The organism is Agromyces capsici, assembly GCF_058349965.1.
The window spans coordinates 845235-863648 of sequence record NZ_JBYRET010000001.1 but is presented as its reverse complement, the minus strand read 5'-3'; the positions used below and the strand labels follow the sequence as shown (position 1 = coordinate 863648).

20 protein-coding genes are annotated in these 18414 nt (G+C 71.7%); 10 read left to right on the top strand and 10 right to left on the bottom strand.

Going from position 1 to position 18414, the window contains the following annotated elements; translation table 11 throughout:
* Window positions 1-2 precede the first annotated feature (2 nt).
* From AC3RKB_RS04260 to AC3RKB_RS04240, 5 genes are read left to right on the top strand one after another with little or no spacing between them, the layout of a single operon-like run.
* Complete coding sequence (locus tag AC3RKB_RS04260) at window positions 3-1010, top strand: LLM class flavin-dependent oxidoreductase (RefSeq protein ID WP_491434735.1); 1008 nt, start codon at window positions 3-5, stop codon at window positions 1008-1010.
* 38 nt (window positions 1011-1048) lie between these two features.
* On the top strand, window positions 1049-1888 hold the full coding sequence (locus AC3RKB_RS04255; RefSeq protein ID WP_491434734.1) for an ABC transporter ATP-binding protein: 840 nt from the start codon (window positions 1049-1051) through the stop codon (window positions 1886-1888).
* Window positions 1885-2718 (top strand): ABC transporter permease, encoded by an 834-nt coding sequence (locus AC3RKB_RS04250; protein ID WP_491434733.1) that lies wholly within the window; start codon window positions 1885-1887, stop codon window positions 2716-2718. Before AC3RKB_RS04255 ends, AC3RKB_RS04250 begins: the two co-directional genes overlap by 4 nt.
* Window positions 2715-3554, top strand: coding sequence for an ABC transporter permease (locus AC3RKB_RS04245; protein WP_491434732.1), 840 nt, complete (start codon window positions 2715-2717; stop codon window positions 3552-3554). Before AC3RKB_RS04250 ends, AC3RKB_RS04245 begins: the two co-directional genes overlap by 4 nt.
* A gap of 10 nt (window positions 3555-3564) precedes the next feature.
* Window positions 3565-3999 (top strand): RidA family protein, encoded by a 435-nt coding sequence (locus tag AC3RKB_RS04240; protein ID WP_491434731.1) that lies wholly within the window; start codon window positions 3565-3567, stop codon window positions 3997-3999.
* Between the two features lie 265 nt (window positions 4000-4264).
* Here AC3RKB_RS04240 and AC3RKB_RS04235 read toward each other — a convergent pair whose 3' ends face one another.
* Window positions 4265-5353, bottom strand: coding sequence for an ABC transporter substrate-binding protein (locus AC3RKB_RS04235; protein ID WP_491434730.1), 1089 nt, complete (start codon window positions 5351-5353; stop codon window positions 4265-4267).
* 272 nt (window positions 5354-5625) lie between these two features.
* On the opposite strand from AC3RKB_RS04235, the gene AC3RKB_RS04230 reads away from it, so the two are divergent.
* From AC3RKB_RS04230 to AC3RKB_RS04210, 5 genes are read left to right on the top strand one after another with little or no spacing between them, the layout of a single operon-like run.
* Window positions 5626-6618 (top strand): alcohol dehydrogenase catalytic domain-containing protein, encoded by a 993-nt coding sequence (locus AC3RKB_RS04230; RefSeq protein WP_491434729.1) that lies wholly within the window; start codon window positions 5626-5628, stop codon window positions 6616-6618.
* Window positions 6608-7894, top strand: coding sequence for a CaiB/BaiF CoA transferase family protein (locus AC3RKB_RS04225; RefSeq protein ID WP_491434728.1), 1287 nt, complete (start codon window positions 6608-6610; stop codon window positions 7892-7894). Before AC3RKB_RS04230 ends, AC3RKB_RS04225 begins: the two co-directional genes overlap by 11 nt.
* On the top strand, window positions 7891-8751 hold the full coding sequence (locus AC3RKB_RS04220; RefSeq protein ID WP_491434727.1) for an amidohydrolase family protein: 861 nt from the start codon (window positions 7891-7893) through the stop codon (window positions 8749-8751). The genes AC3RKB_RS04225 and AC3RKB_RS04220 overlap by 4 nt, the downstream gene beginning before the upstream one ends.
* Window positions 8752-8764: 13 nt before the next feature.
* The gene (locus AC3RKB_RS04215) at window positions 8765-9607 is read left to right on the top strand and encodes a DODA-type extradiol aromatic ring-opening family dioxygenase (RefSeq protein WP_491434726.1); all 843 of its coding nucleotides are present in this window, start codon (window positions 8765-8767) and stop codon (window positions 9605-9607) included.
* Window positions 9604-9951 (top strand): hypothetical protein, encoded by a 348-nt coding sequence (locus tag AC3RKB_RS04210; RefSeq protein ID WP_491434725.1) that lies wholly within the window; start codon window positions 9604-9606, stop codon window positions 9949-9951. The genes AC3RKB_RS04215 and AC3RKB_RS04210 overlap by 4 nt, the downstream gene beginning before the upstream one ends.
* A gap of 21 nt (window positions 9952-9972) precedes the next feature.
* Here AC3RKB_RS04210 and kynU read toward each other — a convergent pair whose 3' ends face one another.
* Genes kynU through AC3RKB_RS04165 form a run of 9 tightly spaced genes read right to left on the bottom strand, consistent with a single transcriptional unit; the run spans window position 9973 to window position 18352 of the window.
* Window positions 9973-11247, bottom strand: a complete 1275-nt coding sequence (kynU, locus tag AC3RKB_RS04205) for a kynureninase (RefSeq protein WP_491434724.1) — start codon at window positions 11245-11247, stop codon at window positions 9973-9975.
* 29 nt (window positions 11248-11276) lie between these two features.
* Window positions 11277-12269: an amidohydrolase family protein gene (locus AC3RKB_RS04200; RefSeq protein ID WP_491434723.1), complete on the bottom strand. Its 993-nt coding sequence runs from the start codon at window positions 12267-12269 to the stop codon at window positions 11277-11279.
* Between the two features lie 5 nt (window positions 12270-12274).
* On the bottom strand, window positions 12275-12799 hold the full coding sequence (locus AC3RKB_RS04195) for a 3-hydroxyanthranilate 3,4-dioxygenase (RefSeq protein ID WP_491434722.1): 525 nt from the start codon (window positions 12797-12799) through the stop codon (window positions 12275-12277).
* On the bottom strand, window positions 12796-13260 hold the full coding sequence (locus AC3RKB_RS04190; protein ID WP_491434721.1) for a RidA family protein: 465 nt from the start codon (window positions 13258-13260) through the stop codon (window positions 12796-12798). Before AC3RKB_RS04190 ends, AC3RKB_RS04195 begins: the two co-directional genes overlap by 4 nt.
* Entirely contained in the window at window positions 13257-14039 is a 783-nt protein-coding gene (locus tag AC3RKB_RS04185; RefSeq protein WP_491434720.1) for a 2-keto-4-pentenoate hydratase, read from the bottom strand. The genes AC3RKB_RS04190 and AC3RKB_RS04185 overlap by 4 nt, the downstream gene beginning before the upstream one ends.
* The gene (gene dmpG, locus AC3RKB_RS04180) at window positions 14036-15082 is read right to left on the bottom strand and encodes a 4-hydroxy-2-oxovalerate aldolase (RefSeq protein WP_491434719.1); all 1047 of its coding nucleotides are present in this window, start codon (window positions 15080-15082) and stop codon (window positions 14036-14038) included. The genes AC3RKB_RS04185 and dmpG overlap by 4 nt, the downstream gene beginning before the upstream one ends.
* Entirely contained in the window at window positions 15079-16008 is a 930-nt protein-coding gene (locus tag AC3RKB_RS04175) for an acetaldehyde dehydrogenase (acetylating) (RefSeq protein ID WP_491434718.1), read from the bottom strand. The genes dmpG and AC3RKB_RS04175 overlap by 4 nt, the downstream gene beginning before the upstream one ends.
* Window positions 16005-16847, bottom strand: a complete 843-nt coding sequence (locus AC3RKB_RS04170; protein ID WP_491434717.1) for a 2-keto-4-pentenoate hydratase — start codon at window positions 16845-16847, stop codon at window positions 16005-16007. Before AC3RKB_RS04170 ends, AC3RKB_RS04175 begins: the two co-directional genes overlap by 4 nt.
* Complete coding sequence (locus AC3RKB_RS04165) at window positions 16844-18352, bottom strand: 2-hydroxymuconic semialdehyde dehydrogenase (RefSeq protein ID WP_491434716.1); 1509 nt, start codon at window positions 18350-18352, stop codon at window positions 16844-16846. Before AC3RKB_RS04165 ends, AC3RKB_RS04170 begins: the two co-directional genes overlap by 4 nt.
* Window positions 18353-18414 lie beyond the last annotated feature (62 nt).

The following is an 18414-nucleotide window of genomic DNA, read 5'->3' as shown; positions in this document are numbered from 1 at the left end:
CCATGGCGATGAAGTTCGGACTGCTGCTGCCCCACTTCGGCGAGGAAGCCAGCCGCGAGAAGCTGCTCGAGGGCTCCAAGCTCGCCGAGCAGATGGGCTTCGACTCGGTGTGGGTGCGCGATCACCTCGTGTTCGAGCCGCACGGCGAGATGGAGAAGCCGAACCGCACGTTCTACGACGCGATGACGACGCTCACCGCGATCGGTGCGGTCACGGAGCGCATCGAGCTCGGCACCGGGTCGCTCATCCCGTTCCGGCACCCGCTCATCACCGCGCTCATGGCCGGCACCATGACCCAGCTGGTCGGCCCGCGACTCATCCTCGGCTTCGGCGCCGGCACCTTCGACCACGAGTTCGAGGCGGTCGGCTGGGGCGACCTCGATCGCGTCGAACTCGTCCGCTCGAACGCCGAGATCCTCAAGCGCGTCTTCACCGAGAACGACGTCACCTACGACGACGGCGTCTTCTCCTTCGAGGACGTCACGATCGAGCCGAAGCCGGTCGGCGGCCGCATCCCGTTCTGGTACTGCGGCGCGACGCCACGATCGGCGCGCCTCGCGGCCGAGTACGCCGACGGCTGGATGCCGGGACGCATCTCACTGCGGACCATGGAGAAGCGCATCGCGACGATGCGCCAGATGACGGATGCCTCCGGCCGCCCGATGCCGACCATCGCCGTCATCCCGCCCACCTCGATCGAGGAGACCCGCGAGGAGGCGCTGAAGCACGTGAACATCCCGGGCCTGCTCGCCTGGGCGAACAAGGCGAAGTTCGCGGTCATGCCGCCCTCGGGTAGGTTCGAGACCGTCGAGGACCTGGAGGGCCAGCTCATCGTCGGCGACCCCGACGAGGCCGTGCAGGAACTCAAGAAGTTCGAGGCCGTCGGCACCGAGCACCTGGTCTTCGACTTCCGGTTCAAGTTCGACCGCTTCTTCGAGCAGATCGAGCTGCTCGGCACCGAGGTGCTGCCCAAGATGCGGGAGCACGCCGCCGAACCGGCACTGACGTGAGCAACGGGGCTCCCGTGAGCGTGGAAGAGGGGACTGCGATGACGACGACCGAACCGGCCGAGGGTGCCGAAGGCGAGGCATCCGCTGCCCCGCTGATCTCGGTGCGCGACCTGACCGTGAGCTACGACGTGGCCCGCACGGGCACGAAGCTCGTGGCCATCGAGGGCGTCGACCTCGACGTGCGCGAGGGCGAGTTCGTGACCGTGCTCGGCCCGTCGGGCTGCGGCAAGACGACCTTCATGAACGTCATCGCGGGGCTCGTGAAGCCCACCTCGGGGCAGGTGCTCGTGGCCGGTCAGCCGGTCACGGGCCCCGGCCCCGATCGGGCGGTCGTGTTCCAGGACTACGCGCTGCTGCCGTGGCGCACGGTGTTCGACAACGTGAGGTTCGGCCTCGAGATGCAGAAGGCGTTGAAGGGCAGCGGATGGCGCGACCGCGTGCAGGAGGCGATCGAGCTCGTCGGGCTCGCCGGCTTCGAACACTCGTACCCCCGCGAACTCTCGGGCGGCATGCAGCAGCGCGTCGGCTTGGCGCGGGCGATCGTGGCGCAGCCCCGGATCCTGCTGATGGACGAGCCGCTCGGCGCGGTGGACGCGCTCACCCGCGAGGTCATGCGCGAGGAGATCGAGAAGCTCATCGCCGCGACCGGCAAGACGGTGCTCTTCATCACGCACTCGATCGAGGAGGCGATCCTGCTCGGCGACCGGATCGTGGTGTTCAAGAGTCATCCGGGCGCGATCAAGGAGGTCATCGTGACCGGCCTCGAGCGTCCGCGTTCCGAGCGCAGCGTCCAGAGCGACCCGCGCTTCCTCGAGCTGCGCGACCACCTGTGGGACGCGCTGCAGGGCGAGGCGACGGCAGCGGCGGTCTCGAAATGAGCACGTTCCTCGCGGCGGGGCCGAACCTCGGCCGGGGCGGCATCGGAGCGTGGCTCGCCGGGCTGAGCGCGCGCGGCAAGGCGCTGGTCCTCGCCGGCGAGGTCGTCGTGATGCTCGTCGTCTGGGAGCTCGTCGTCGGGGTGTTCGGGTGGATCAACCCGGTGTTCTTCCCTCCGCCGTCGGCGGTCTGGCAGGGGTTCCTCGAACTCCTGCAGAGCGGTGCGCTCGCCGCCAACCTGGCGGTGTCGATCCAGGCGTGGCTCACGGGCTTCGCGATCGCCGTCGTCATCGGGATCCCCGTCGGCCTGCTCATGGGGTCGGTGCTGCCGGTCGACCGGATCGTGGGCCCCATCGCGTGGACCATCTACGCGACGCCGACGATCGCCTACCAGCCGCTCGCGAAGGCGTGGTTCGGGTTCGGCATCGGCCCGGTGATCTTCCTGGTGACCATCAGCGCGCTGTTCCCGATCCTGCTGAACATCGCCGCGGGCATGCGCACCACGAATCCGTCGATCATCCGCGCCGGCCGGGTGTACGGGGCGAGTCGCCTCGAGCTGTACCGCTCGGTGTACCTGCCGTCGACGGTGCCGTTCCTGTTCGCCGGTCTGCGGCAGGCCGTCGTGCTCGCGACCATCGGCATGGTCGTGGCCGAGATGGCCGGCTCGTCGTCGGGCATGGGCGCACTCATCATCCGCTCGGCGAACACGTACCAGACCGACCAGGCGTTCGCGGCGATCGCCGTCGTCGTGGTGTGGAGCATCGGCATGACCCAGGTGGTGACCCTCGTCGAACGCTGGGTCGCCCCGTGGACGAGGAAGGGCCGCCGATGACCGTCACGTCAGCGACCGGCACCAACCGGATCGTGCGCCCGCGGCGCGTGGTGCGTGGCGGCGAGGCCAAGTGGGGGCTGCTGCTGTTCGCGGTGGTGGTCGGCATCCTGCTCGTCTGGGAGGCGGCGGTCAGCTGGCTGCAGCTCGTGCCGGCCGCGTTCCTGCCGCCGCCGTCGGAGATCATCGTCGCGTTCGTCCGCCTGCTCGGCGAACCGGAGTTCTGGGCGGCGTTCGCCTACAGCATGACCAACGTGCTCATCGGCCTCGCGATGGCGATCGTCGTCGGGGTGGTCGTCGGGCTCGCGGTCGGCTGGTCGCCCGTGCTCCGGTTCACGGTCGCGCCGTTCCTGTGGCTGCTGTACTCGACGCCCAAGGTCGCGCTCGCGCCGTTGTTCATCCTGGTCCTCGGGCTCGGCAACGAGTCGAAGATCGCGCTGGTGTTCCTGCTCGCGGTGTTCCCGATCATCCTGAACACGATGGAGGGCGCGGTCACGGTGAGTCCGTCGCTCGTGAACGCGGGGCGCGTGTTCGGCGTGAACGGCATCGCGCTCGGCTGGAAGGTCATCTTCCCGGCCACCCTGCCGTACAGCCTGTCGGGCATCCAGCGCGGTGCCGCACTGGCGTTCACGGGTGAGGTGCTGGGCGAGTTCCTCGGCGGCACCGGGGGGCTGGGGCACCTGCTCGAGTACGCGGCGTACCAGTTCATGATGGCGGAGGCCATCGCGATGGTGATCGTCATGGTGATCATCGCGAACCTCACCCTCTGGCTGATCTCGACGCTGCGTCGCCGACTCGCGCCCTGGTACGACGACCGCAAGATCGTCGGGGCGACGTAGGAGGGCGCGCGTGCACAAGCAGATCGTCGAGCCCGTCGGGGTCTACCCGCCGACGGCGGACTTCAGCCAGGCCATCCGCGTCTCGGGCGGCGACCTCGTCTTCGTGAGCGGCATCGTCGGCATGCGAGCGGATGGCACGATGCCCGACGGTGCGCGCGAGCAGGTCGAGCTCGCCTTCGCGAACCTCGCCGCGGTGCTGGATGCCGCGAGCGCGACGCCGGCCGACGTCGTCAAGGTCAACGTGTTCGTCCGCGACGACTTCCGGCTCGTGCGCGACGACGTGCGCGAGATCCGGGCTCGCTACTTCACGCACGACTTCCCGGTCTCGACGCTCGTGCAGGTCGCGGGCTTCGCCTCGCCCGAGTACCGCTTCGAGATCGAGGCGATCGCGGCGGTGCCCACTCGAGCGGATGCCGCGGCGTCGGCCGCCGCCCCCAGCGGCTGACGCCGCATCCGCTCGCCCGCCCCCAGACCGCCGGCCCCCGTCTCATGCGCGATGACGGGGGCCGGCTGCTCGTGCTCGCGCATGCGCCTCCACTCGCTGCCGACGGCGATCGGGAAGCCTCGCGCGGGTCGCTCATCGAGAAGTCGCGGATGGCACGTGCAGCCAGCCATCTTCGACTTCTCGACCCTCCTCTTCCTGCGCACGCGACGGGCCCCCGCCGTCATGCGCTGCGGCGAGGGCCCGTCGATCGTGCGGGGGGACCGGGTCAGGGGTAGGGGAGCGTCTCCGGTCCGGAGTTGTCGAGGCCGAGGAGCTCCTGCGCCTTCTCGAGGTAGACGAGCTGCGCGGTGTCGAACTCGATCGGGTCGAGTTCCTGCGTCTCGACCGTGGTGTCCCAGGCCTCGGTGTCGAAGTAGAGGTTCTGGCACGCGAGGTGTCCGTCGAGGACCCAGACGCTGTCGGAGCCGCGGAGGCCCGAGACGTCGAAGTCGTTCGCCTCGTAGATGTCGAGGACCTCGTCGACGTTCTCGGGGAACTCGCCCGGCGCCGGGGCGGTCATGAACCCGACCGCCTTGAGCGTCGCCCGCAGGAACCGCACGAGCGTGTTCGGGTTCTCCTCGACGTAGCCGGAGCCGGCGACCATGACGTCGTTCGCCCAGTTGCGCAGGGCCTCGACGGGGAACTCCGCCCCCGCCTCCTCGAGCGCCGGACGGTCGTCGCCGTAGAACGGCTGCAGGGTGATGCGGTCGTTCACGAAGAACTCGGTCCACGACTCCGACCCGGGGCCGGGGTAGACGACCTCGACGTTCACGCCCTCGAGGTCCCAGCCCTCCTCGGCGAGCACGCGGGCCCGCTGGAACTCGGCCGGGTCGCCGGGCGTGCCCGCGAGCACGATCGCGGTGCCCTCGAGGTCTTCGACGGACTCGATCTCGGGCTGCACGGCGAAGTCGAAGTTCTGCCGGCAGTAGTGGCCCGAGACCAGGTCGACCTCGACGCCGCCGCGGATCGCCTCGATGACCGTACCGGTCGACTCGACGCCGATGTCGGCGCTCCCGGATGCCACGGCAGCGGTGACGTTGTCGGCGGTGATGACCTCGACGGTGAGGCCCTCCTCCTCGTAGTAGCCGAGGTCGGTCGCCAGCACGTACATCGAGTACATCGTGATGTCGGGGAAGGGGATGGCCACCGTGATGTCGGTGTCCTCGGGCTCGCCGGGCTCGCCGTCGGCGAGCTCGACGGGTTCGCTGTCGCTGCCTCCGGCGGCGTCGCCCGCGGTGGCGCATCCGGTGAGCAGTGCGAACACTGCCAGTCCGGCGGCCGCTGCGAGGCCGGAGCGGGGGATGGATCTGCGCATGACTCTCCATTCTTGGCGGGTGGACTCGCGGTCGGCGTCCCGCGGAGAGCGGAGCCTCTCGCGAATTGGTGGATACGGTATCCAAAATGTGAGCGACTGTCCATGCTTTTCTGCGAACGGGGTTCGGGGGACGATGAATCTCGAGACCCGGGTCTGGACGTATGGGTGCATTTTTGGATACGGTATCCAAGAAGCGGCACGGATGCCGCGACCGAACGGAATCGAGGCGAACCGTGCGCGCAGCCCTCCTCCAGGCCCATGGCCTCGATGGATTGGACGTCGCACGTGTCGCCGTGCCCGCGCCCGGCGCCGGCGAGGTGCTGATCCGCGTCGAGACGGTCGGCGTCAACCAGCTCGACCTCAACGTCATTGCCGGCCGGGGCCCCGGCGCCGCGGCGAAACTTCCCCGTGTGCTCGGCATCGACCCGGCCGGGGAGATCGTCGACGTGGGCCCAGGGGTCGACCGGGCGCGCATCGGCGAGCGGGTCGTCGTCAAGCCGAACATCCCGTGCGGCCGTTGCGCCGCGTGCCGTGCCGGCCGCGAGTCGGAGTGCCCCGCCCAGTCGGTCGTCGGCGTGCATCGCGATGGCGGGGCTGCCGAGTACGCGGTCGTGCCCGCCGAGGTCGCCTTCGATCGCTCCGACCTGGATGCCGCAACCGCGACCGCGGCGGTGCACAGCCTGCCGATCGTGCTCAACGCGTTCGACGCCGCAGGCGTCCGCGCCGGGGAGCGGCTGCTCGTCACCGGCGCCGGCGGAACGCTCGGGCGTGCCGCCGTCGAGTACGGCGTGCACCTCGGCGCCGACGTGACCGCCGCGACGCGGAATCCGCTCGACGACGCACCCGACGGCGTGCACGTCGTCGCGACCGGTCCCGGCGCCGACCTGGCGGGCGCGCTCGAGCGCGCGGCCGCCGTGAACGGGCTCGACGCCGCACGCTTCGACGCGGTCGTCGACGTGAGCGGCAGCGCCGCACTGCTCGGCCAGGCGGTCGACGCACTCGGCTGGGGCGGCCGTGCGGCGTTCTGCGCGGCATCCGTCGACACGCGGCTCCTGATCGACGCCCGCGACTTCTACCTCTCGCGCAAGCGCCTCGCCGGCGTCGCGAGCGCCGACCTCGACCACGTGCGGCGGGCGCTCGACCTCGTGCGCGACGGTGCCGTGCGACCGCGCATCGGCGTGCGCTATCCGCTCGACGACGTGCGCCGCGCGTACCGCGAGTTCCCGACCACGACCCCAGGCAAGGTGATCATCGATGTCCGCTGAATCCCAGGAACGAGCACCGAGCGGGGCGGACCCGACGAGCTCACGCCCCGCGCCATCCGGTCGCTCAGCGACGCAGGGGGGCGGCGGCCCGCTCGCCGGCATCCGCGTCGTCGAGCTCGGCCAGTACATCTCCGGGCCGTACGCCGCGAAGCTGCTCGCCGACCTCGGCGCCGAGGTCGTCAAGGTCGAGGCTCCGGATGGCGACCCGATGCGGCGCTGGGAGGGCAGCGGCACCATGAGCCCGCAGTTCGCGGCCTACAACCGCGGCAAGCGCGCGGTGCGGCTCGACCTGAAGACCGTCGACGGGCTCGCGGCCCTGCTCGCCCTCGCGCGCGACGCCGACGTGCTCATCGAGAACTTCCGACCGGGCGTCGCCGCCCGGCTCGGCTTCGGGCCCGAGGTGCTGCACGACGTCAACCCGCGGCTCATCACCTGCTCGATCACCGGGTTCGGACCCGCGGGCCCGTACGCGGCGCGACCCGCCTACGACACCGTCATCTCCGCGGTCGGCGCGATGTACAGCCAGGTCGTGCCCGCCGACACGCTGCGCCCGCTCGGGCCGGCGTTCTCCGACCTGCTCTCCGGGATGTCGGCGGCGCAGGCCGTGCTGGCCGCGTTGCACGCGCGCGAGGCGCGCGGCGCGGGCGAGCACGTCGACGTCTCGATGGTCGGCTCGCTCATCGACTTCCTGACCGAGGCCGCCTCGACCTACCTCGAGACCGGGCAGGTCGCCGGGCCCGACTCCCGGCCCCGTCGCGCGCAGGCCTACGCGTGCGTCGGCTCCGACGGGAAGGCGTTCGTCATCCACATGTCGGTGCCCGAGAAGTTCTGGACCGGGCTGCTCGACGTGCTCGAGCGGCCCGACCTCGCCGCCGATGCCCGCTTCGCCACCCGCGAGGCGCGCGTGCGCAACTACGACGAGCTCGACGCCGAGCTCAAGGCGATCACCGCGCGGATGCCGCGGCAGCACTGGCTCGAGCGGCTCGCCGCGCACGACATCCCCCACGGTCCGCTCAACACCGTCGCCGACCTGTTCGACGACCCCCAGGTCGCGTCGATGGGACTCGTCGAGGAGATCCTCGGCCACGACGGAACGCCGCTCCGCGTGCCCGCGCCGAGCACCCGGTTCCACGGCAGCGGGCGACCGGTGCTGCGGGCGGCGCCGCGGCTGGGCGAGGGCGACGCCGACGTGCTCGCCCGCGCCGCGGCATCCGTCACCGCCGTCGCATCCGCCGCCGCCGTCGCATCCGCCACCGCCGAAGGGACCCCCGCATGACCCGCACCGACCTCGTCGCGATCGACGTGCACACGCACCCGCAGACCGAGGAGTTCCTCGCCGCGATGGGCAACCGGCACCAGCAGATGGCGAAGCACTTCGGGCGCGAGCGGCCGGTGGTCTCGTTCGCCGAGCAGGCCGACCAGTACCGCGAACGGCGCATGATGGCCGTGATCGTGAACTCCGACTCCGAGACGACGTCGGGCATCCCCGGCGCGCCGAACGACCTGCTCGGTCGGGCGCAGGCCGACCACCCCGACGTGTTCCTCGCGTTCGCCGGCATCGACCCGTGGAAGGGCGAGGCCGCCATCGCCGAGATCCGGCGCATGCACGCGGAGTACGGCATCCGCGGCGTCGGCGAGCTCAACGCGTCGCGGCAGAAGTTCCTGCCGAACGACCGGCGCTTCTTCCCCATCTGGGAGACGTGCGCCGAGTTGGGGCTCGTGGTCATGTTCCACTCGGGTTTCCCGGGCGCCGGCGCCGGGACGCCGGGCGGCGGCGGCTACCGGCTCGAGAACGCCAGACCGATCCCCTACCTCGACGATGTGGCCGCCGAGTTCCCCGAGCTGAAGATCATCAGTGCGCACCCGGCCTGGCCGTGGCACCTCGAGAACCTCGCGATGGTGTGGCACAAGTCGAACGTGTATCTCGACCTCTCGGGCTGGGCGCCGAAGTACCTGCCGCCCGAGGTCGTGCGCTACGCCGACTCGCTCATCACCGACCGCGTTCTGTTCGGTTCGGACTGGCCCGTGATGACCGCCGACCGCTGGATGGACGAGTTCGCCGAGCTGCCGTTCAAGGACGAGTCGCGGCGGAAGATCCTCCTCGACAACGCCCGCGGGCTGTTCGGGATCTGAGGCGGGGTCGATCATGGCGAAACTCGTGCTCGCGGCCGCGACGCCGCACAACCCGCTCCTCTGGCGTGCCATGCGCGACCCGATGCCCGACGACCTGGTCGCCGTCGCCGGGAACTTCGCGCGCATCCGCGACGCCATCCGCGACCTCGGCGTCGAGGTGCTCGTCGTCGTCGGCACCGACCACATCCGCCAGTTCTTCTTCGACCACGCGCCCGCGTTCGTCGTCGGCAAGGCCGCGCGGTACCACGGCACCTACGAGAACGAGGTGCGCACGTTCGGCATGGAGTACGTCGAACTCGAGGGCCACCCCGAGCTCGCCGAGCGCATCGCCGGGCGCGAACTGCTGCCCGAGGCGATCGACTTCGCGGTGAGTCACGAGTGGCGGCTCGACCACGGGTTCGTGATCCCGCTGCAGTACCTCCGCCCCGAGCTCGACCTGCCGATCGTGCCGATCCACACCAACGCGACCCTGCCGCCGCTGCCCTCGCCGCGCCGGTTCGCCGTGCTCGGCGAGCACCTGCGTGATGCCATCGCGGCCTGGGGCTCCGACGCGCGCGTCGCGCTCATCACCTCGGGCCACATGGCGACGGATGTCGGCGGGCCGAAGCAGTTCGCGGGCTCGCCCGACCCCGCCTTCGACGCCGAGGCTGTGGCCTGGATGCGCGACGGCGACCTCGAGGGCGCGATCGCCGGATGCCGCTTCGACCGCGTCATGGCCGCCGGCAACGTGACCTACCAGTACGTGAACGTCATCACCGCGCTCGCCGCCATGGGCGGCCGCCCCGCCGACCTTGCGGAGGCGACCGAGTCGCGCTTCGCGTCGAGCCCGTTCTTCATGTGGAGGGACCCGTCATGACGAAGTACATGATCGACAAGTTCATGCGCGCGGTCGAGATGAGCGACGCCGACGTCGCCCGGTACATCGCCGACCCGGCTGCGTTCGTCGACGCCTGGCTGGCGGGCGGCGGCGGCCCCGAACGGCCGACCGACGACCGGTCGCTGACCGAGGCCGAGCGGGACGCGTTCGCCACGATCGACCACGAGGCGCTCTACGCGCTGGGTGCGCACCCGTACCTGCTGTGGCACTTCATCGAGGCCGCGCACACGCACGAGTTCGGTGACGGCTTCGGGTGGCGCGACCTCGTCGAGCGCTACCGGGCGGATGTCGCGCCCCACGGGCACGTCGACTACATCCCGTGAGCCGGCGCGCGGCGGCCGGGGTCAGGTGACGGCGCCGCGGCGCGCGAAGCGCGGCTCGCGCCAGATCCCGGTCGAGAGGATGTCCTCGAGCGCGTCGACGGCGTCCCACACGTCGGCGTGCGAGACGTAGAGCGGCGCGAAGCCGAAACGCATGAGATCGGGCGCGCGGAAGTCGCCGATCACCCCGCGCTCGATGAGCGCCTGCATGACCGCGAACCCGTCCTCGACCCGCAGCGCCACCTGGCTTCCACGGCGGGCGGACTGACGCGGGCTGACCACCTCGACCTCCCACGGTTCGAGCCGGGCGTCGACGAGCGAGATGAAGAGCTCGGTGAGCCGCAGGCTCTTCTCCCGCAGCTGCGCGAGGTCGACTTCGCTCCAGATGTCGAGGCTCGCCTCGAGCGCCGACATCGACAGCAGCTGGGGGGTGCCGACGCGGAACCGGGTGATCCCGTCGGCCGGGGCGTAGCCCAGCTCGAAGTCGAACGGGCGCGCGTGGCCGTGCCATCCGGTGAGGGCGGGCCTTGCGGCCGCATGGTGGCGCTCGGCGACCCAGATGAACGACGGCGACCCGGGGCCGCCGTTGAGGTACTTGTACGTGCAGCCGATCGCGAAGTCCGCGCCCGCCGCGTTCAGGTCGACGGGGACGGCGCCCGCGCTGTGGCAGAGGTCCCACAGCATCAGGGCGCCGGCGTCCTGCACCTGCCTGGTGACCTCGGCGAGGTCGCGCATGCGGCCCGTGCGGTAGTCGACGTGGGTCAGGACGACGACGGCGACGTCCTCGTCGAGTACCTCGGCGAGCGTGGGGCCGTCGTCGTGGATGAGGCGACGCTCCAGCGGGTCCGTGCCGCCGAGGAGCTCCTGCACGGCCTCGAGCATGTAGAGGTCGGTCGGGAAGCTGCCCCGCTCCGAGACCACCACGCGACGACCGGGGCGCATCCTCACCGCCGCAACCGCCGCCTGGAAGAGGCTCGCCGACGTCGAGTCGCCGAGCACGACCTCGCCGGCCGCGGCGCCGATGATCGGCGCGATCCGGTCGCCGAGCGCGACGGGCTTCGCGAACCACCCGGCATCGTTCCAGCTTCGGATGAGCCCGGTGCCCCACTCGTCGGCGATCACGCGCTGCACGTGCCCGGCCGTGGCCTTCGGCAGCGCGCCGAGCGAGTTGCCGTCCAGGTAGATCACGCCCTCCGGGAGCGCGAAGCGGTCGCGGAACGATGCCAGCGGGTCGGCGGCGTCCAGTTCGGCGCACATCGCGCGGTCGATCGAGGGGGTGACGGCGGTCTCTGCGGTCATGGTGTGCTGCCTTCGGTGGGGGTCGGGTCTCAGATCGCCAGGAAGCGGCGGGCGTTGCCGTGTCGGATCAGGGCCTTCTCGTCGTCGGTGAGGAAGTCCGCCCGCTCGACGACCGCTCCGACCGGACGCTCGCCGAGCGGATACGGGTAGTCGCTGCCCACCATCACCTGGCCGGCGCCGAGGGAGTCGACGAGGACGCGGAGGGGTGCCGGGTCGAAGACGACCGAGTCGACGCTGAACCGGTCGAGGTATCCCGACGGCGGACGCTCGCTCACGCCGATCAGGTCGGGACGTCGGTGCCAGGCGTTCTCGAACCGGCCGAGCCAGAAGGCGAAGGAGCCTCCGCCGTGGGCGAAGGCGATCCGCAGCGTCGGCGGCACCCGGTCGAAGACGCCGCCGAGGATCATCGCGATGATCGACAGGTGCGTCTCGGCGGGCATGCCGGTGAGCCAGCGCGCCATCCAGCGATCCAGGCGCGGGGAGCCGGCCATGTCCCACGGGTGCACGAACACCGGGATGCCGCGATCGGCGCAGTGCTGCAGGAACGTGACGATGCCCTCGTGGTCGAGGTCGCGGTCGCCGACATGGTTGCCGATCTCGACCCCGACGTGGCCCGACGCGACGGCGCGATCGGCCTCGGCGCAGGCGGCGTCGGGGTCCTGCAGCGGCACCTGCGCGAACGGCAGCAGGCGATCGCGAGCCGGCTCGCAGATCTCCAGGGCGAGGTCGTTGAAGATCCGCGCGACCTTCGCGGCGTCGTCTCCCGACTTGTCGTACGCGAAGAACACCGGCGTGGGGGAGACGACCTGGATGTCGACGCCGTCGGCGTCCATGTCCGCCAGGCGGGCCCCGGCATCCCAGCAGTCGGGGCCGATGCGCCGGAACTCGGTCGCGCCGAGCATGATCATCGCGTCTCGTTCGGAGTCGACCCGCAACGACGGCCAGGTGCCCGGCCCGACGTGCGTGGGCAGGTCGGGCCAGGCGCTCGGCACGTAGTGCGTGTGGACGTCGATCGTGCCCACCCGGGTCAGCCCTTGCCGGGGTGGACCGTGCCGCAGTTCGGGCAGGTGCGACCCTCTTCGCTCTCGTAGAACTCGCGGAACACGGGCGGCAGGTCCTCGACGATGTCGCGGACCTGCAGCTCGACCTCGTGCACCTTGGTGTCGCAGTTCGGGCAGAACCATGCGAACTTCTCGAGCGTGCCCTCCTCGCGGATGCGCTCGATGACGATGCCGATCGAGCCGGCCTCCGGACGCTGGGGGGAGTGGTAGACGTTGCCGGGCAGCAGCCACATCTCGCCCTCGCGGATGTCGATCCGCTGGGGGCCGTCCTCCGTCATGACGTTGACGTGCATGTTGCCCCGGTACTGGTAGAACCACTCCTCGTAGGGGTCGAAGTGGTAGTCGGTGCGCTGGTTCGGGCCGCCGACGACCTGCACGATGAAGTCGCCGATCGGCTGCCAGGCCTGCTTGTTGTTGACCGGCGGCTTCAGCAGGTGCTCGTGCTCCTCGATCCACGCGGCGAAGTCGATGACGGGTGGCATGGTGCTCATTGGTCCTCCTCGGGAGTGGGGGTGATGGTCGGGTCGGCGGTCCGGCCCGGGCGCCTCGCGATCGCCTGGATCTCGATGCGCAGGTGCGGGTGGGGCAGGGCGTGCACCGCCACAGTCGTGCGGGCCGGCCCCTGCTCGTCGAAGTACTCGGCCCAGACCGCGTTGTACCCCGCGAAGTCGTTCATGTCGACGAGGTAGCTCGTCGCCTGCACCAGGTCGTCCAGCCCGCATCCGGCGGCGGCGAGCACCTCGCGGAGGTTCTCGATGACCGCGCGCGTCTGCGCGGCGATGTCGAGCCGCGTCGTGCCGGACTCGTCGACGGCGGCGCCCTCGATCGAGTCGTCGGGCCGGCGACTCGAGGTGCCGGACACGAAGACGAGGTCGCCGGAGGCCTTCGCGTGCGGGAAGCGCCCGCGCGGGGTCGCCGCGCCGGCGACGATGATGCCTCGGCGTTCGGTCATCGGGGGTCCTCCTCATGATCCTCGACGTGCAATGCGATGCTGCCGAGCCCGGAGATCGCCGCCTCGACGAGGCCGGGCCGGTCCAGCGGCACCGCGACCGTCGCCGCTCCCGCGAGCAGCACCATCCCGGCGCGAAGCGCGGAGCCGTGCGCGGTCGCGAGCCGCTGGGCCGCACCCAGAGCGCGCTGCGGGTCGCCCAGGATCGCGGCGGTGGACCCCGTCTGCGCGAGGCGGCCGTCGAGCTCGAGGCGCACGGCGCGGTTGTCGAGCGGCCCGACCTCGGCCGGGCGCCGCCACGGTCCGACCGCGAACGCGGCGGCCGAGGTGTTGTCGGCCACGACGTCGTCGAGGCTGAAGCGGAAGTCGCGGTACCGCGAGTCGATGACCTCGAGCGCCGGGGCCACGGCCGCGACCGCGGACGCGGGGTCGACGTCGCCGTCGAGGTCCGAGCCGAGCAGGAAGGCGACCTCGGGCTCGACCCGGGCGTGGATCGCCGAGCGGCGATCGAACCGCCCCCCGTCGTCGAGGCGCATCGCATCGGTGAGCGTGCCGATGATCACGTCGTCGACGCCCATCTGCTGCGCCTTCGCGCGGCTCGTGAAGCCGAGCTTGAGGCCGACCACGCGCTCGCCGCGTGCGAGCCGGCGCGCGATGAGCGCGTGCTGCGTCGCATAGGCCCGGTCGAGGCCGATCGGTGCCTCGGAGGCGAGCTGGGCGATGGGCGACGCCGTGCGCTGGGCCCGGTCGAGCGCGGCGGCGAACGCCGCGGCGGCGGTCACGCCGCCCCCTCGGCCTGCGCCGCGTCGCGCGCGCCGACGAGGTCGAGCGCCACGTCGACGATCAGGTCCTCCTGGCCGCCGACCATACCGCGGCGACCGAGTTCGACGAGGATGTCGCGGGGATCGAGCCCGTACCGGCCCGCCGCGCGCTCGGCATGGAGGAGGAAGCTCGAGTAGACCCCGGCGTAGCCGAGGGTGAGCGTCTCGCGATCGACCCGGACGGGCCGACGCTGCAGCGGGCGGACGAGCTCCTCCGCGCCATCCTGCAGCGCGAAGAGGTCGCACCCGTGCTGCCAGCCGGACAGGTCGGCGACCGCGACGAACGCCTCGATCGGGCAGTTCCCCGCTCCAGCGCCCTGTCCCGCGAGCGAGGCGTCGACCCGGGTCGCCCCGTGCTCGACCGCGGTGACGCTGTTCGCGACGCTCAGCGAGAGGTTCTCGTGCGCGTGGATGCCGATCTCCGTCGATGGGTCGAGCACCTCGCGGTACGCGTCGACGCGCTCGGCGACGTCGCGCATCGTGAGGCGGCCTCCCGAATCGGTGACGTAGACGCAGTGGGCGCCGTACGACTCCATGAGCCTCGCCTGCTCGGCGAGGCCGCGTGGATCGTTCATGTGGCTCATCATGAGGAACCCCGAGACATCCATGCCGTGCTCTCGCGCCCAGCCGACGTGCTGGGCGGCGACGTCGGCCTCGGTGCAGTGCGTCGCGACCCGCACGCTCCGCACGCCGAGCTCGTGCGCCCTGGCCAGGTCGTCGATGGTGCCGATGCCCGGAAGGATCAGCGTCGTCAGCTTCGCGCGCTCGAGCACCGAGGCGGCCGCCTCGATCCACTCCCAGTCGGTGTGCGCACCGTGGCCGTAGGCGACGCTCGAGCCGCCGAGGCCGTCGCCGTGCGCCACCTCGATGGCGTCGACGCCGGCGGCGTCGAGGGCCCGGGCGATCTCGCGCACGTCGTCGAGCGCGTACCGGTGGGCGACGGCGTGCATGCCGTCGCGCAGGGTGACGTCCTGCACGTACACGCGGGGGGTCGCGGCGGTCATGCGGGAACCTCCGTTCGGACGGAGACCAGCCGTTCGGCGGTGCGAAGGGCGGCCGAGGTCATGATGTCGAGGTTGCCGGCGTACTCCGGAAGGTAGTGCCCCGCGCCCGCGACCTCGAGGAGGATCGTGATCCGGGTGCCGCGGAAGGAGCGGCCCAGCGCGGGGACGAACGTCTCGTCGACCCCGTCGAACTGCATGTCCTGCGTGAGCCGGTAGCCGCCGACGTAGCCCTGCACCTCGGCGATCATCGCGGCGACCGAGTCGCGTACGGCGGTCTCGTCCACGTCGCCCTCCACGAGGCAGAACACGGTGTCGCGCATGATGAGCGGCGGGTCGGCCGGGTTCAGCACGATGATGGCCTTGCCGCGCTCCGCCCCGCCGATCGCCTCGATCGCCCGGGCAGTGGTCCGGGTGAACTCGTCGATGTTCGCCCGCGTGCCCGGCCCCGCCGACCTCGACGCGATCGACGCGACGATCTCGGCGTACGCGACCGGGGTGACGCGCGACACGGCCGCCACCATCGGCACGGTCGCCTGGCCGCCGCAGGTCACCATGTTGACGTTCGTCGCCCCGAGGTGGTCGTCGAGGTTCACGACGGGGACCACGTAGGGCCCGATCGCGGCGGGCGTGAGATCGACCATGAGCCGCCCCCGGTCGCGCACGACGGCGTCGTTGCGGGAGTGCGCGCCGGCGGAGGTCGCGTCGAAGACCAGCTCGACGTCGTCGAACTCGGGCATCGCGACCAGGCCGTCGACGCCCTCGTGCGTCGTCGCGACCCCCAGCCGTCGCGCACGGGCGAGCCCGTCGGAGTGCGGGTCGATCCCGGCCATCGCGGCGACGCGCAGCGTGTCGGAGCGACGTGCGACCTTGATCAGGAGGTCGGTGCCGATGTTGCCCGAGCCGATGATGGCGATGCCGACGGTCATGCCGCAGCTCCTTCCGAAGGGGCGTCGCCTCGGGACGAGGCGGACGCGACGAGATCGGCGCGCACCTCGCCGAGGCCGTCGAGGCGAGCGCGGTACACGCCCGCGCTCGCCGCGACCATCGGGCCGAGGGCGCCTGAGAGGACCACCTCGCCGGCGCGCAGCGGCCGCCCGTGGCGGGCGACCGCGCGGGCCAGCCAGGCGACCGCGACGACCGGGCTGCCGAGGCACGCGGCACCCGACCCGGTCGAGAGGGGGTCGCCGTCGCGCTCGAGGCTCATGCCGACCTCCGCGAGGTCGAGCCCGTCGAGCGTGCGAGGGGTGGTGCCGAGCACGACCGCCCCGCTCGAGGCGTTGTCGGCGATGGTGTCGGTGATGCGGATGTCCCAGTCGGCGATCCTCGAATCGACGATCTCGATCGCCGGCAGCACGAACTCGGTCGCACGCAGCACCTCCGCCACGTGCGTCGACGGGGACGCGAGGTCGCGCCCGAGCACGAAGGCGACCTCGGCCTCGATGCGGGGCTGGATGAACCGCTCGAGCGAGAGCGGCTCGCGGTCCGCGGCGACCATGTCGTCGAAGAGCACGCCGTAGTCGGGCGTGCGGACGCCGAACTGCGCCTGCACCGCGGGCGAGGTCAGGCCGATCTTGCGCCCGACGATGCGCCGGCCGTCGGCGAGGCGCCGGGCGACGCCGAGCGACTGCACGGCGTACGCGGCATCCTCGTCGAGGTCGCCGATGAGGTCGCGCACGGGTGCGCAGGCGGTGCGGGTCTCGGCGGCGAGCCGGAGGCGGGCGTCCGCGTCGCGCGCCGCGCGGTCGACGGGGGTCGTCGCGCTCACAGCTGCACGCACACGTTCGTCGGCTCGGTGTAGAAGGCGAGCGAGTGGTGCCCGCCCTCGCGGCCGATGCCCGAGAGCCCGACCCCGCCGAACGGGCTGCGGAGGTCGCGCAGGTACCAGGTGTTCACCCACGACATGCCGACGCGCATGCGCTGCGCGACGCGGTGGCCGCGGGCGAGGTCGGTGGTCCACGTGACGGCGGCGAGCCCGTAGTCGGTGTCGTTCGCGAGGGCGATCGCCTCCTCCTCGGTGTCGAACGGGATGAGCGCGGCGACCGGCCCGAAGATCTCCTCGCGGACGGTGCGATGCGAGTTGTCGAGGCCCGTCCACAGCGTCGGCTCGATCCACGACCCGCCGTCCAGGCCGTCGCCGAGGTCGGGGACGCTGCCGCCGGCGAGCACGGTGGCCCCCTCCTCGATCGCGAGGTCGAAGTACGAGCGGACCTTCTCGCGGTGCGCCTGGGAGATGAGCGGCCCGGTGGTCGTCGCGGGGTCCTGGGGTCGGCCGAGGCGGAGGCGGCCGGCCCGCTCGGCCAGGCCGGAGGCGACCTCGTCGAACACCCGCCGCTCGACGTAGATGCGCTCGGTGCACAGGCACACCTGACCGGTGTTCAGGTACGTCGAGCGGGCCAGGCCCGCGATCGCCGCGTCGAGGTCGGCGTCGGCGAAGACGACCGCGGCGTTCTTGCCGCCGAGCTCGAAGGAGACCGGCCGCACTCGCGGCGAGGCGGCTCGCATGATGGCCGAGCCGGTCGAGGACGCTCCGGTGAACGTGATCCCGTCGATGCCCGGATGGCTCGTGAGCAGCTCGCCGGCGGAACCGGCGCCGAAGCCGTGCACGACGTTCACCACGCCGGCGGGGACCCCGGCCTCGTCGAGGATCTCGGCGAGCAGCGTCGCCGAGGAGGGCGTCTCCTCCGACGGCTTGACGACCACCGTATTGCCGGCGGCGAGGGCGGGGGCGAGCTTCCACGTGAGCAGCAGCAACGGCAGGTTCCAGGGCACGACCACCGCGACGACCCCGAGGGGTGCGCGGACGGCGTAGTTGAGCGCTCGCCGGCCGTCGGGCAGTTCGGTCAGGTACGAGTCGAGACCGGCCGCCGACACGGTGTCGGCGAACGAACGGAAGTTCGCGGCCGCGCGGGCCACGTCGAGGTCCCGGGCGAGGGCCTCGGGCTTGCCGGTGTCGCCGACCTCGGCAGCCACGAGCTCCTCGGCGCGCCGGTCGATCGCGTCCGCGACGCGGCGCATCACCCGGGCTCGATCCGCGACGGACATCCGGCCCCAGGGGCCGTCGAGCGCGGCACGCGCGGCCGCGACGGCGCGGTCGACCTGCTCCGGCCCGGCCTCGTGCACCTCGGCGATGATCGTGCCGTCGACCGGGTCGACCTTCGCGAAGGCGCCGACACCGTCGACGGGTGCGCCGCCGATCATGTTCCTGATCGTGCGGGGCGCTCGGGTCGGCATCGGAGCCGGGGCCGGCGGCGTCATCGTCTCGGAGGGCATGGGCTCAGGCTAGGAACGCGGTGGGATGCCGACAAATGCCCTCTTGCTGCGCTGCCATGTCC